The organism is Methylobacterium sp. 391_Methyba4 (assembly GCF_029691625.1).
Lineage (GTDB): Bacteria > Pseudomonadota > Alphaproteobacteria > Rhizobiales > Beijerinckiaceae > Methylobacterium > Methylobacterium fujisawaense.
The window spans coordinates 5,324,899-5,338,768 of the sequence record NZ_CP121475.1 but is presented as its reverse complement, the minus strand read 5'-3'; the positions used below and the strand labels follow the sequence as shown (position 1 = coordinate 5,338,768).

Genomic DNA, 13,870 nt, shown 5'->3' with positions numbered 1-13,870 from the left:
ACCCAGATTTTCAAGGTTCGGGGTTCTCTGATCATGACGTTGGGCCTGCGGGGCGACGGTGATGCGGAGCGATCCGCATCTTTGGGGATCAGAGCTTGGCTTTGACACCGAGCGAGAGCAGCAGCGTCTCCATCGACGCGCCGACCGACGGCTTCGGGAAAGCCGCAGCCAACACACCGCCCGCGTATAGCTTCTCGCTTCCGACGGCCTCGAGATAATTCTGATATTCGGCACGTCCGACGACAGAGATCAGTGGCGTCACCCTGTACTCAAGCGCTGCGTCGAAGCCGACCATGCCGGTGGGGCTCATCGTATCCTTGAAGACGATATAGCGCAGGGCATGATGGTCCTTCGCCATCCCGATCGCGACCGGGCTGCCGATCAGCTCACCTGAAGCCGTCCAGTCACCGAAGGCGATTTTGCCGCCGATCCCGAGATAGGGCGTCTGCCATTCCTGCTGATAGGCGATCCCAAGCTGGCCTCCAGCGAACATGCCCTGTTGGTCGCGGAAGCCGAATGGGGAGGAGTAGATATACGATCCGCCTCGGGCGTTCGATTTGAAAGTGAAGTACCGATAGCCTCCGATGCCGTAGAAGGCTGTATCTTCGTCTTTGTAGAACGTTAGAGCCGCACTCACGTCGGCCTGCCACATTTTAGATGGCTTGGCGTTGGGACTTTGCGAGTAGTGTGACCAGCTATTGAGCCCATTGTAGCCTTTTAGCCAATCAAAATCCTCCATCTCACCACCTGAGAACACTGAAGACCAGCCGCGAGCGCGAATGGTGACGTCCTCGAAGGGGCTGAAGGCGACGCGGCCGCCGACGGCAAGCGAATTCGTTGTCCAGTTCAACTGGCTGACGCGCCCGACGCCACCGACAACATTCACATATTCATGGGCTTGGCCGGCCACGTACCCGACGAACAACTCAGCAGAGAGCGTTTCTGTCTGCACGACCGGAATAGGATCGTAATCGGCGCCGCGCAGGTAATCGTAGTCCAGATCGGCGGCGCGGGCGGTGTTCACGCCGCAGAGACCGAGAACCGCCAGCAGCGGAAAGGTGACGGTACGCATCGGGATCGTCCTGGGACAGCAAGAGACGGCAGCGGATCGAGCCTCACCCCGGTGATACGTCGGTAACCTTAATTCTCCGTTGCTGAACACGATGACGGATTTCCAATCCGGAGATCGCAATCCCGGCGTGACGCGTCGGGTATTGGCGGCATTCAGGCCCGGATCGACCGGAACGGGGCGTGGAAACGCGAAACGGCGCGGAGAGCCTCCGCGCCGTCGTCGCCTGTCGGTGGGATCGGGACCGAGGCCCGATCAGTACTTGCGCACCAGCGGGCCGGGGATCGGCTCCGGCATCAGCGGCGGCAGCGGGGCCGCCACGAGGCCGCCGAGGTAGTAGCGCAGGCCGATCTTCACATCGTGCGCCTCGATGTCCTTCACCTTGATCGCCTGCAGGCTGCCGGTGCAGCACGGCACGAAGCCCGGTCCCGTCTCGGCCTTGCCGAGGTTCAGGTAGCGGTAGGCCAGTTCGATCTTCAGCGCGTCGGTCACGTTGTAGGCGAGACCGGCATGGAGCGCCCAGGCGAAGCTGCCGGTCGTCTTGTCCTTGTAGAACTTGCTGCCGCTGTTGGTGTTGTACACCGCGTTGCCGTTCGGGTCGTAGACCGGGGCGTACGGGATGCAGCCGCAGCCGGCATTGGTGTAATCGTAGGCGTAGGTCGGGCTCGTGAACTGCTGGTTCGTCGAGTAGCTCGAGACGTGGTTGAAGGCGTAGCCGACGCCGCCGCCGATGAACGGCGTGATGCCGTACCACGTGCCGAGGTCGAAATAGGCGTTGGCGAGCACCACCGCGGAATCGAAGTTTCCGCTCGACTTGTTCACGCCGTACGACCCGAGCCCGTTGTCGAAATCGGGACCCTTGTAATACTCGCTGCCGCGCAGGCCGGTCGAGTAGCGGTACTCGCCGGTGATGTCGCCGCGCAGGAACGGGGTGAACTGGTAGCCGACGCCGACGCCGGCAAAGCCGCCGCCGCCGATCGTGTTGCCGAAGGCGCGGTTGGCGTCCGGATAGCCGGTGTAGTCGTAGGCGTCGCTGTAGCGCGGACGGGTGTAGATGCTCGCGCCCACGTCGCCGCGCAGGTACCAGCCGCCGCCGACCTCGATCGGCGGGGGCGGGGGCGGAGGCGGCGGCGGAAGCAGCAGATCCGCGGCCGCGGCGAGGCAGGGCGCGCCGACGCTCGCCGCGAGCGTCAGGCTACGCACCAAAGCGTTCAGCTTGGAGCGGGCCATGGAGATTCCTTCACTGGACTCGTGAGCCGGACGCGCGGCGCGCGGTCCCGGGGTACGCAGCGAAGGATGGAAGCAACGTCTTAAATCCGGCTTAACGTTAAATGTTAGGCTTGCGCATCCGTTGCCGGCCTGTCGAAACCGTTATCCGGACGCGACTTGCTTGCCTCTGCCGCCGGGGATCCCCAGGTTGGTCCGGTTCATCTGTCTTGGATGGGACCCATGCGCCCCCCGACCATCGCCGCCCGGCTGCCCGGGCTCCGCACCGGCTGACATCCCCATGGGTCCCGAGGACGTACGCATCCTGGCCCCGATGCTGCCCGAGACGGTGACGGGCGCGCACAGCGGCAACCCGGATTTCCGGGTCGGCGGCCGGGTCTTCGCGACCCTCTGGGTCGAGGAGGCCCGGGTGGTGCTGCGCCTCGCGCCCGCGGATCAGGCCGCCCTGTGCGCGGCCGAGCCCGATCTGTTCACGCCCCTGGACGGCGCCTGGGGACGCCGGGGCTGGACCAATCTCGACCTCGATCTCTGCGACGAGGAGACCCTGCGGACGGCGCTGCTGGGGGCGTGGCGCGTGACCGCGCCGCCCGATCTGCGCGCCGCCTACGCGGCGGCCTGACCGGTCAGGCCGCGGCGCGGGTGACGGCGTCGACCACCTCGTCGACCACCGCGTTGACGAGGCCGCGGTCGTCGCCCTCGGCCATGACGCGGATCACCGGCTCGGTGCCCGAGGGGCGGATCACCAGGCGGCCGGCATTGCCGAGCCGCTCGCGGGCATGCTCGATGGCGCTGACCACGCTGTCCTGGCGGAGCGGCTCGCCGCTCCGGTAGCGGACGTTCTTGAGGATCTGCGGCAGCGGGTCGAAGCAGTGGCAGACCTCGCTCACGGGCCGGTTCTGCCGCTGCACCACGCTCAGCAGCTGCAGGGCCGCCACGAGGCCGTCACCCGTGGTCGTGTAGTCCGACATGATGATGTGCCCGGACTGCTCGCCCCCGAGATTGTAGCCGTGGGCGCGCATGTGCTCGAGGACGTAGCGGTCCCCCACCGCCGTGCGGGCCAGGGTGAGACCGAGGCCGCCGAGATAGCGCTCCAGGCCGAGATTCGACATGATCGTTGCGACCACGCCCGGCTGCGTGAGACGCTCGTCCTCCTGCCAGGAGCGCGCCACGACCGCCATGAGCTGGTCGCCGTCGACCACATGCCCCTTCTCGTCGACGATCAGCACCCGGTCGGCATCGCCGTCCAGCGCGATGCCGATATCGGCCCGGCGCTCGCGCACCTTGTCGATCAGCGCCGCGGGCGCGGTCGAGCCGACATCCCGGTTGATGTTGAAGCCGTCCGGCTCGGTGCCGATGGCGATGACCTCGGCGCCCAGTTCCCACAGGGTCTCGGGGGCGACCCGGTAGGCTGCGCCGTTGGCGCAGTCGACCACCACCCGCAACCCGTCCAGGGTCACCTGCCGCGGCAGGGTCCGCTTGGCGAACTCGATGTAGCGGGCATGCACGCTCTCGATGCGCTTGGCCCGGCCGAGATCGTTGGAGCCGGACAGGCGCTTGTGCATGTCGGCGTCGATCAGCCCCTCGATCTCGTGCTCGATCGCGTCGTTGAGCTTGAACCCGTCGGGCCCGAACAGCTTGATGCCGTTGTCCTCGAACGGGTTGTGCGAGGCCGAGATCATCACGCCGAGATCGGCCCGCATGGAGCGGGTCAGCATCGCCACGGCCGGCGTCGGCACCGGCCCGAGCAGCAGCACGTCCATGCCCACCGAGGTGAAGCCGGCCACGAGCGCGGTCTCGATCATGTAGCCGGAGAGGCGGGTGTCCTTGCCGATCACCACCCGGTGCCGGTGGTCGCCGCGCTGGAACACGAGGCCCGCGGCCTGCCCGACCTTGAGGGCGAGCTCCGGCGTGATCACGCCGTTGGCCCGGCCCCGGATGCCGTCGGTTCCGAAATACTTGCGCACCATGACGTCTCCGAGACCCGAGGGCGGGCCGGGCAGAGCCTAGCAGATTTCGGTGAAATCCGGAGCCGGACGCTCCCCGACGGTGAATCGGTTGCTTCCCGACAAAGGCGTTCGAAATGGGGCGGCGCGGCGTTTACAGGAGCCGGGGCAGCGCCGACGCCAAGAGGGTGAGGCCCGAGAGCGTGAGCAGGCTCAGCACGAGCCTGCGGAACGCCACTTCGCTGATGCCGCCATAGGCCCGGGTCCCGAGGAGCGTGGGGATCAGCATGGCCAGCAGGACCACGGCCAGCATCGGCAGGACCGGCGGGGTGATGATCCCCGAGGCGAGATAGGTGATCATCGTCACCGCGAGCATCGCGAGGTTGAAGTTCTGGACGATCGTGCGCTGCACGTCGCGCTCGTAGCGGCGCAGGGTGCACCAGAGGGTCGGCAGCACGCCCGTGAAGCCGCCGAGGGCGCCCATGACACCGCCGGCAAGGCCGACCGCGGCGTCGGCGATCCGACCGCCCGCCGTGACCCGCGGGAGGTCCCGGGCGAACAGCATCACCGGGCACCAGACCATCAGCAGGAGGCCGAGCAGGGCCTTGAACCGGTCGGCGTCGAGGCTGGGCAGCAGCAGGACGCCGAGCGGGATACCGGCGAGGCCGCCGAGCACGAAGGGCGCGAGGCTCTTGAGATCGACGCCACGCCGCACCGAGACGGCGGCGACGATCTGGCCGGCGAGCCCCCCGGCCACCGAGAGGATGGCGGCGAGCTTCGGATCGATCACCCAGGCCCAGAACGACAGGGCCACGAGGCCGAAGGCGAAGCCCGACAGACCCTGCACGAAGCCGGCGACGCCGGCGCCCAGGGCGACGACGAGATAGGTCGAGACCGGCATGGAAGCGTTTCTGCGACGGGGTGAGCGTTTGGCCAGTCCGGCCCAACCCCCGGGTGGGCGGCACCGAAGCTTCGGCCGTGTTGGCGCGGCCGAGTCATAAACGAGCCGTCCGGATTGTCACAGGCGGCTGCCGACGCGGTCCGTGCGCGCGTCGCATCCGGCGCCGGCACGAAAAAGGGCGCCGCGGGGCGCCCTTTCCGGTGGTCGTGCTGGTGTCCGTGCCTCAGGCCTGCGGCTGCGGCTCCAGGCCGCCGTCGCTCTCCTTCGGCCGGCCGCGGCCCGCCGAGGGGACCGAGGAGCCCCGGGCCGGGGTCGGCGGCACGTCGCCGCCGTCGCGGATCGGAGGCTGGCCCTTGAGCAGGTTGCGGATCTCCTCGCCCGAGAGGGTCTCGTATTCGAGGAGACCCTGCGCCAGGGCTTCCAGATCGTCCTTGTGCTCGGCCAGGATGCGGCGCGCCTCCTCCAGACCGGTCTCCACGAGGCGGCGGACCTCGGCGTCGATCTTCTGGGCGGTCGATTCGGAGACCGATTGCTGCCGGCCCATCGACATGCCGAGGAAGACCTCGTCGTTGTTGTCGCCGTACGCGACGGTGCCGAGTTCCGGCGAGAAGCCCCAGCGAGTCACCATCATCTTGGCGAGGCGGGTCGCCTGCTCGATGTCCGACTGGGCGCCCGAGGTGACCTTGTCCTGACCGAAGATCATCTCCTCGGCGATGCGCCCGCCCATCATGATCGCCAGCCGCGAGGTCATCTGCTCGAAGCTCATGGAGAGCTTGTCGCGCTCGGGCAGCTGCATGACCATGCCGAGCGCCCGGCCGCGGGGGATGATCGTCGCCTTGTGCACCGGGTCGGTGGCCGGGACGTTGAGGGCGACGATGGCGTGGCCGCCCTCGTGATAGGCGGTGAGCCGCTTCTCATCCTCGGTCATCACCAGGGTGCGCCGCTCGGCGCCCATCATGACCTTGTCCTTGGCGTCCTCGAACTCGTGCATCGTGACGATGCGCTTGCCGCGGCGGGCCGCCAGCAGGGCCGATTCGTTGACGAGGTTCATCAGGTCGGCGCCCGAGAAGCCCGGGGTGCCGCGCGCGATGGTCTTCAGGTCGACGTCGGGGGCCAGCGGCACCTTGCGGACGTGGACGCGCAGGATGCGCTCGCGGCCGGTAACGTCCGGGTTCGGCACCATGATCTGACGGTCGAACCGGCCGGGCCGCAGCAGGGCCGGGTCGAGGACGTCGGGGCGGTTGGTCGCCGCGATGATGATGACGCCTTCGTTGGCCTCGAACCCGTCCATCTCCACGAGGAGCTGGTTCAGGGTCTGCTCGCGCTCGTCGTTGCCGCCGCCGAGGCCGGCGCCGCGGTGGCGGCCGACCGCGTCGATCTCGTCGATGAAGATGATGCAGGGGGCATTCTTCTTGGCCTGCTCGAACATGTCGCGCACGCGGCTGGCGCCGACGCCCACGAACATCTCGACGAAGTCCGAGCCCGAGATGGTGAAGAACGGCACGTTGGCCTCGCCCGCGACCGCCCGGGCGATCAGGGTCTTACCGGTGCCGGGCGGGCCGACGAGCAGCACGCCGCGCGGGATCCGGCCGCCGAGCCGCTGGAATTTTTGGGGGTCGCGGAGGAATTCCACGATCTCCTGGAGGTCTTCCTTGGCCTCCTCGACGCCCGCCACATCGTCGAACGACACGCGCCCGTGGGCCTCGTTCAGGAGCTTGGCTTTCGACTTGCCGAAGCCCATGGCGCGACCGGCGCCGGACTGCATCTGGCGCGACAGGAAGATCCAGGCGCCGATGAAGACCAGGATCGGCAGCCAGCTCACGAGAAGCTGGATGAACCAGGGGGTGTTGTCCGACGGCGGGCGGGCGGTGATCTGCACGCCCTTGCCCTGGAGCTTGGAGACCAGGCTCGGGTCGTTGGGCGCGTAGCTCGTGAAGTTGCCGCCGCCGACATAGGTGCCGGACACGTCCTGCCCGGAGATCACCACCGACTGGATCTTGCCGGCATCGGCGTCGTTCAGGAGCTGGCTGTAGGCGATCTCGCTGCCGCCGCCCCGGTGCCCCGGGTTCTGGAACAGGGTGACCAGGGCCAGCACCAGTAGGAAGATGACGACCCACAAGGCAAAGTTGCGAAAATTCGGGTTCATCGATCAATCCTTGGCGCGTGCGACCCCCAGGACGGAGATGCCACGCGGCTGTTCCGGTCCATCCGTGCACACGTCACCAATGTAGGCGGGGGGCTCTCCCTTGCCAAGTAATTCGGGAGCCCCTGCGGCGAGGGCAGCACCTGCCCCCGTGCTTCGGCGCGGCGGAGCAGGGGCGAGGCTCACGGCTCCCCCCGAATCGGCGGAGACGAGAAACCCCGCCAGGGTGCGCCGGATCGGTTCCCGGCGGCGCAGGGCCGGCAGGAGCGATTCGAGGACCAGGGCCTCGAGGCGTTCGAGGCGGCGCGGTGCCGCGCCGGCCCGGGTCAGGGCGAGATCGAGGCAGCGCAGGACCACGGCATCCGGCAGAACCGCCAGGGCGGCTCCGTCGAGGCGCAGCCCCGTCCCCGCCCCCGTCTCCGGTCCGGACCGCCCCATCCTGTCGAGGGCCTGCTCCGCCGCGCTCCGGAGCGCGGCCTCGTCGCGGGCGGCGCGCTCGGCGAGCCGGGCGAGACGCGCCGGGGTCAGGCCCTCGCGTTCCAGAACCGGCCAAGCCTCGCGCAGGCGGCCGCGGGCGAAGCGCGGATTCCCATTGGCGGGATCGCGGAGATACGCGATGCCGCGCTCCTCGCACCACGCCACCAGGGTCGCCTTCGGCAGATGCAGGAACGGGCGCCCGAGGCTGAGGCCGGCGGCCAAGGTCCGCTCCGCGCGCATGCCGGCAAGCCCCGCGAGGCCGCTGCCGGCCGCGAGCCGCATCAGCACCGTCTCGGCCTGGTCATCCTGCGTATGTCCGGTGAGCACGAGACCGGCGCCGATCGCCGCGGCCTGAGCGGCGAGCAGGGCGTAGCGGGCGGTGCGGGCCGCATCCTGCAGGCCGGTGCCGGGCTTCGCGCCCGCCCAGGTCAGGAGTGCATGGGGCAGGCCCAGATCCCGGGCGGCACGGCCGACGCCCTCGGCCTCGGCTTTCGAGCCCGGTCGCAGGCCGTGATCCACGGTGGCGACCTGCACGGCGACCGGGCCAGCGTCGCGCAGGGCAGCGGCGGCATACAGCAGGGCGCTCGAATCGGGGCCGCCCGAGACGGCGAGGAGGACACCCCGCCCGCCGCGCGCGGCCGGATCGAGCCAGGGGCGGAGGGCGCCGAGGACCGGGTCGCCCGGGTCGCTCAGGCGCCGCAGCGGGCGCGCTTCTGTTCGCGGGCGACGCCCTGACGGACGCCGCTGCCGGCATTGGGGAATTTCCGGTCGAGCTCGGCCAGGGTCGCGCAGGCCTGCTCGCGGGCGCCGAGCGCGTTGAGCGTGACGCCGAGCTTCAGCATGGCATCGGGCGCCTGGGAGGAGCGGGCGTAGTCGGTGGAGACCTTCAGGAACTGCTCGGCGGCCTCGCGGTTGCGGCCGCGGGCAAGGTAGCTCTCGCCGAGCCAGTAGGTCGCGCCGGCGACGCGGTTGTCGCGGGGATGCGACTGGATGAACTGGCGCAGGCCCATCTCGGCCTGCTCGTACTGCTTGGCCCGGTACAGCTCGACCGCGGCATCGTAATCGGCGGCCGGATCGCCCGTCCGCGTTGCCGCGACGCTCTCGGAGGGCCGCGCCGGGATCGCCCCGGTCCGGGCCGGCGGCCGCAGGTCCACGGGCTCGTCGTAGCCGGGGGCGCTGGCCTCCGCGTCCTCGTCCTCCCCGTTGATCGCGCCCTGCGGCAGGCGCTGCGGCCGGGGCGCAGCCTCGGCCGCCTCGACGGCCTCCCGGGGCGGCAGCGGCGCCGAGGGCTGGGTGCTGCCGAGCTGCATCGGGGTGCCCGGGGCGCCGGGGGCCTGGGCCGGGTCGAAAGCGTCGCCGCGCTTGCCGGGGCGTCCGGCGCCCGGATTCCCGCCGTTGACGGGGCCCGACGGCGCGGGAGCGGCCGAGGGCTTGCCGCCCTTGCCCTCGTTCAGGCGGAACTCGACGTCCTCCTGGAACTTGCGCAGCTGCTCCTTGAGCTGGCGGTTCTCGTACTGGAGGGTCTCGATCTGGCCGGCCATGAGCCGGGACTGGTTCTCGATGCGGCCGAGGCGCACCACCAGCTCGGAGGCATCCTGCGCGACGGCCGGGTGGCCGAGGAGCACGGCTCCCAGGATCGTGGTGAGCGCGAGGCGAGTGCGAAGACGGGCGGACATGGTGGGGGTGCGATCCGGTGGCGGCGCGAGGCCCTAACAGATGCGCCGCACCGCGGCAAAACTGCGGCGCGGCGGCGGCCGGGGCCGCCTCCGGGTAACGCGTCGCGACGGCTTACGCTCCGGCGCCGCGGTCGAGGACGATCACCGCCCGGCGGTTCTGCGACCAGCAGGAGATGTCGTTGCACACCGCCACCGGCCGCTCCTTGCCGTACGACACCGTCCGCATGCGGTTGCCCGCGATGCCGCGGGTGGCGAGGTAGTCGTTCACCGCCTGGGCCCGGCGGGCGCCCAGGGAGAAGTTGTACTCGCGGGTGCCGCGCTCGTCGGCATGGCCCTCGATGATGAAGGTGTAGCGCGGGTAGCGCTGCAGCCACGCGGCCTGCTTGTCGAGGGTGGAGGTCGCGGTGGGCGTCAGGTCGGTGGAATCCGATTCGAAGAAGACCCGGTCGCCGATATTGACGACGAAGTCCTGCGCGCTGCCCGGGGTCGCGGCGCCGGCCCCGAAGGCGGAGGCGTCGGCGAGGTCCTTGTCGTTGCTGCAGGCGCCGAGGCCGAGGGCGGCGACGAGGGCGAGGCCGAGGGCGGCGGCGCGGAAACGCTGGGGCATGGTCTGAAAAACTCCTCGAGCGGTGCCGAAGGCCGGCTGCGGGTCTTCGAGGCGGGTCCGCATAGTCCTGGCGCCGTTGGTAGGCGGGGATGGTTAAGCGACGGTTCCGTCGCGCGGCGCGGCGGCCGTGGTGACGGTCCGCACCGAGCGATGGCGTGCGCTGACGCACCCGGGACACGCCCGGAATGCGGCGGCGGCGGGGCGGACGGAGGCGAAGGGCCATTTCGGCCGTGTCGGTTGCGGCGCGGCAACAGGCGCGGGGCTTCCGCACCGTAACGGTTCCGGCCGGGACCTTAAGGAATCCTCAACCCTAACGCTTCCTAATCGACGGGCCGAAAACCGGACCTCCGTCATGCGCCCCGCCCAGTGCGTCCTCATCGTCGAGGACAGCTACCTGCTCCTCGAGATCATCGCGAGCCTGTGCGAGACGCACGGCATCCGGGTGATCGAGGCCTCGACGGGTGAGGCGGCGCTGACCGTCCTGCGCGACCGGGGCGATGCGATCGACTGGCTGTTCACCGACATCCACCTGCCGGGGCTGATCGACGGCTGGACCGTGGCCCATGCCTTCCGGGCGATCCATCCGGACCGTCCGGTGGTCTACTCCTCGACGGACACGAACCGCCGCAGCGGCGTGCCGGGCAGCCTGTTCCTGCGCAAGCCCTTCCAGGTGCAGGAGGTCAACCGGCTGGTCCGGATGATGGTCGAGGGCCTCGGCGCGACCGACTGCGACAGCCAACTCTGCACGGCAGGCTGAGACGCCGCCTCCCGGATCACGGGCCGTCCGCATCCTTCGGTCGGACGCCCTTCACGGCCGGAGACGGCCTCAACCGCGCCGGAACAGCGCGACAATCTCCGGCGCGGCGAGCCAAGCGTCCACCCGGGGACAGGCGAGATCCCCAGGGGACGTCGCGTCGTAGACGGCAAAACTCGCCGCGATGAAGCCCGAGAGGTCGTAGAGCACCGGGAAGTCGTCGCCCCGGGGCTTGGCCTTGAACAGGTACGAGCCGGTCAGCCCGAAATGCTCGGCGATGGGCGGGTAGAGCGGCCAGACCACGTCCTGAGCCAGCTCGTCGCCGAGATAATCCTCGATCTCCACGGGCTCGGGCGTGAGCCCGTTCTCCAGCAGCAGCCGCCGGGCGATGTCGCCGAGGACATGGACCTTGGGATGGTTCATCAGATGCATGAAGGCGCCGCGGCGCGCCCAGCGGGTCACCTCCCGCTCCAGCCCGAAGCCCAGGGCATCCGCCGCGCCGACGAGTTCGCGCACCGCCGGATCCCAATGGTCGAGATAGCCCAGGCGGGCGAACACCTCCTCGCGGAACAGGCCGGCGGTGCGCTGCGGCTCGAGGCCGAGCCGGTGGGCGGTGAGGACGATCGCCGAGTGGTACTGGCCCATCGGCGACGACGCGAGCTTCAGGGCGGCGAGGTCCGAGGCCTGGCCGGCATAGACCATGTCCGGGTGGAAGGCCGAGAACACGATCGACGGGAAGAGCTTGAGCCGCGGGTCGGCCGCGCGCAGAGTGGCGACGTCGCCGCCCGGGATCAGCCCGGCCGGGAAGGCCTGCGAGAAGACGTGGTCGTGGGCGCGCAGGGTCCGGATCAAGCCGTCGACATGGCCGTGGTCGCGCTTCAGCGAGCCCATGGGCAGGTAGCGGACCGGGCTCTTCGGCGCGAGCAGGCGCATGGCCCGGGCGATGCCCCGCGCCTGGCAATTGCCCAGCACCGCGATGCTCGGCCCGTCACGGGTCGTGGCGGCGCGGGCGCGGTTCCGCCATGGTGTCGCCCAGGTGGGCGCCCAACTGGGTGTCGCGAGGGTGAACGCGCTGCGGGCGCGCCGGGGCAGGTCGTTCAGGGCCACGTCGCGTGCCGGTGTCAGCGGACGGGTCAGCGCCCCCGAGGGCCTGCCGCCGTCGTGAAGAAGAGGGTTCGAAGATGGCGTTGAATCCGTATACGGGTCTACCGGCCGAGCGATTCTGGCGCAAGGTCGTCACCAACGTGCCGCCCTTCGCGGTCAATCCGCACCCGAAGGACACGTTCGTCATCGGGCCGACCGACAAGGTCGCCACCGGCGGCTCCTGCTTCGCGCAGCGGGTGGCCGAGGCGGTGCGCGGCGCCGGCTTCAACTATTACCTGACCGAGCCGCCGCCCCCCGGCATGAGCGCCGAGGAGGCCAATGCCCGGCAGTTCGGCACGTTCTCGGCGCGCTACGGCAACCTCTACTACACGCGCCAGTTCGTGCAGCTGTTCGACCGGGCCTACGGCAAGTTCGAGCCGGAGCTGAAGGCGTGGCTGCGGGACGACGGCCGCTACGTCGACCCGTTCCGCCCCACGGTCGAGCCGGCGGGCTTCGCCAGCGAGGCCGAGGTGGTCGCGGCGCGCGACGCGCATCTCGCCGAGGTGCGCCGCCTGTTCGAGACCCTGGACGTGTTCGTGCTGACACTCGGCCTCACGGAAGGCTGGCGCTGGCGGGCCGACGGGGCGGCGCTGCCGCTCGCCCCCGGGGTCGCGGGCGGGACCTTCGATCCGGACCTCTATGAATGCGTCAATGCCGGCGCGGGCGAGGTGCTCGGCGACCTCAACGGCTTCCTCGACCGGCTCTGGAGCGTGAACCCGAAGGCGCGGGTGATCTTCACGGTCTCGCCGGTGCCGATGATCGCCACCTACATGGACCGGCACGTGATGGAGTCGAACAGCTACTCCAAGTCGGTGCTGCGGGTGGCGGCCGGCGAGGTGGTCGGCCGCGGCGACCCGCGGGCGGTCTACTTCCCCGCCTACGACATCGTCACGAGCAACGTGAATGCCGGGCGCTACTACAACGAGGACCAGCGCACCATCAACGATGCGGGCGTCCGCCACGTGATGCGCCTGTTCCTGGCGACCTTCGCCCGCGACCGGGTCTCGCCGGCGCCGACCCACGCCCCCGTGGACCTCGCAGCGGAGTTCGAGGGCAATGCCGGCGTGATCTGCGACGAGGAGGAGATCGAGCGCAGCGTGGCCTAGGGTCGGCATCGGGTCGGCATCGGGTTTGCCTCCGGGCAGGCGTTTCGGGCAAGCTCGGCCGCCCGGGCGCCCCGCCCTTCCGGAGACGAATCCCTTGAGCCTGCCCCCGCCCCGCCGCGCCGACCACGACATCGATCCGGTCTTCGTGAAGCGGCACTCGCCCCGCGCCTTCACGGGCGAGGCCGTGCCCGAAGCCGAGCTGATGCGGATGATCGAGGCGGCGCGCTGGTCGCCCTCCGCCTACAACTCGCAGCCCTGGCGCTTCCTCTACGCGCTCCGCGGCGACGCCCACTGGGAGACCTTCCTCGGCCTGCTCGTGCCCGGCAACCAGAAATGGGTATCCGGCACCGGCGCGATCCTGTTCCTGGTCTCGAACGGGCTCATGAAGGTCGGCGACGAGCTGAAGCCGTCTTACAGCCACTCCTTCGACGCCGGCACCGCCTCGCTGGCCTTCCAGCTCCAGGCGATCCACCAGGGCTGGCACGCCCACGGCATGGTCGGCTTCGACCATGTCCGTGCCCCCGAGATCCTGCGCCTGCCCGAGAACCACCGGATCGAGGCCGCCTTCGCGGTCGGCCGCAAGACGCCCGAGACCGAACTCACCGAGGAGCAGCGGCCCCGCGAGACGCCGAACGGCCGCCGGCCGATCACCGACTTCACCATCGCGGGTCCGTTCCCGCCCGCCGCGGACTGAGACGGGCCGGAACCGGTGCCTTCGACCAGGGATTGTGTCCGCAGCGCAACGTCGTGGCCGGCCTGGGGCTCACCGCCGCAGGCCGGGCACGCCGGGTGGCGGATCGCCGGGCCTGCACCGATCCGGTCCG

Annotated in this window: 13 protein-coding genes; 4 read left to right on the top strand and 9 right to left on the bottom strand. The window is 70.0% G+C overall.

Annotated elements, in window-relative coordinates; genetic code table 11:
* Positions 1 to 88: 88 nt before the first annotated feature.
* A complete protein-coding gene (locus P9K36_RS25165; protein ID WP_278306194.1) occupies positions 89 to 1,072 on the bottom strand; it encodes an omptin family outer membrane protease in 984 nt (327 codons plus the stop codon).
* A 252-nt stretch (positions 1,073 to 1,324) separates the two neighbouring features.
* Entirely contained in the window at positions 1,325 to 2,299 is a 975-nt protein-coding gene (locus P9K36_RS25160; protein ID WP_043346381.1) for an outer membrane beta-barrel protein, read from the bottom strand.
* A 277-nt stretch (positions 2,300 to 2,576) separates the two neighbouring features.
* Between P9K36_RS25160 and P9K36_RS25155 the strand changes: the two genes are divergently transcribed.
* Positions 2,577 to 2,915 carry an MmcQ/YjbR family DNA-binding protein gene (locus tag P9K36_RS25155; protein WP_043384808.1) on the top strand — a complete coding sequence of 113 codons (339 nt, stop codon included), beginning with the start codon at positions 2,577 to 2,579 and terminating at the stop codon, positions 2,913 to 2,915.
* 4 nt (positions 2,916 to 2,919) lie between these two features.
* Here P9K36_RS25155 and glmM read toward each other — a convergent pair whose 3' ends face one another.
* The 6 genes from glmM to pal all read right to left on the bottom strand — a co-directional run bounded on the left by glmM (position 2,920) and on the right by pal (position 10,043).
* Positions 2,920 to 4,260, bottom strand: coding sequence for a phosphoglucosamine mutase (gene glmM / locus P9K36_RS25150; protein WP_043384857.1), 1,341 nt, complete (start codon positions 4,258 to 4,260; stop codon positions 2,920 to 2,922).
* 133 nt (positions 4,261 to 4,393) lie between these two features.
* Positions 4,394 to 5,140 carry a sulfite exporter TauE/SafE family protein gene (locus P9K36_RS25145; protein WP_043346365.1) on the bottom strand — a complete coding sequence of 249 codons (747 nt, stop codon included), beginning with the start codon at positions 5,138 to 5,140 and terminating at the stop codon, positions 4,394 to 4,396.
* Between the two features lie 223 nt (positions 5,141 to 5,363).
* Positions 5,364 to 7,286, bottom strand: coding sequence for an ATP-dependent zinc metalloprotease FtsH (gene ftsH / locus P9K36_RS25140; RefSeq protein WP_043346363.1), 1,923 nt, complete (start codon positions 7,284 to 7,286; stop codon positions 5,364 to 5,366).
* 3 nt (positions 7,287 to 7,289) lie between these two features.
* Entirely contained in the window at positions 7,290 to 8,339 is a 1,050-nt protein-coding gene (gene tilS, locus P9K36_RS25135; protein ID WP_278307328.1) for a tRNA lysidine(34) synthetase TilS, read from the bottom strand.
* Between the two features lie 110 nt (positions 8,340 to 8,449).
* Positions 8,450 to 9,436, bottom strand: coding sequence for a tol-pal system protein YbgF (gene ybgF, locus P9K36_RS25130; RefSeq protein ID WP_043384810.1), 987 nt, complete (start codon positions 9,434 to 9,436; stop codon positions 8,450 to 8,452).
* Positions 9,437 to 9,548: 112 nt separating this feature from the next.
* Positions 9,549 to 10,043: a peptidoglycan-associated lipoprotein Pal gene (pal, locus tag P9K36_RS25125; protein ID WP_278306193.1), complete on the bottom strand. Its 495-nt coding sequence runs from the start codon at positions 10,041 to 10,043 to the stop codon at positions 9,549 to 9,551.
* Positions 10,044 to 10,395: 352 nt separating this feature from the next.
* Between pal and P9K36_RS25120 the strand changes: the two genes are divergently transcribed.
* Positions 10,396 to 10,800 (top strand): response regulator, encoded by a 405-nt coding sequence (locus tag P9K36_RS25120; protein ID WP_043346357.1) that lies wholly within the window; start codon positions 10,396 to 10,398, stop codon positions 10,798 to 10,800.
* 69 nt (positions 10,801 to 10,869) lie between these two features.
* Here P9K36_RS25120 and P9K36_RS25115 read toward each other — a convergent pair whose 3' ends face one another.
* On the bottom strand, positions 10,870 to 11,904 hold the full coding sequence (locus P9K36_RS25115; RefSeq protein WP_278306192.1) for a WcbI family polysaccharide biosynthesis putative acetyltransferase: 1,035 nt from the start codon (positions 11,902 to 11,904) through the stop codon (positions 10,870 to 10,872).
* 74 nt (positions 11,905 to 11,978) lie between these two features.
* Between P9K36_RS25115 and P9K36_RS25110 the strand changes: the two genes are divergently transcribed.
* Both P9K36_RS25110 and P9K36_RS25105 read left to right on the top strand, forming a co-directional pair.
* The gene (locus P9K36_RS25110; RefSeq protein ID WP_043346353.1) at positions 11,979 to 13,046 is read left to right on the top strand and encodes a GSCFA domain-containing protein; all 1,068 of its coding nucleotides are present in this window, start codon (positions 11,979 to 11,981) and stop codon (positions 13,044 to 13,046) included.
* 94 nt (positions 13,047 to 13,140) lie between these two features.
* A complete protein-coding gene (locus P9K36_RS25105; protein WP_075381031.1) occupies positions 13,141 to 13,740 on the top strand; it encodes a nitroreductase family protein in 600 nt (199 codons plus the stop codon).
* Positions 13,741 to 13,870: the final 130 nt, after the last annotated feature.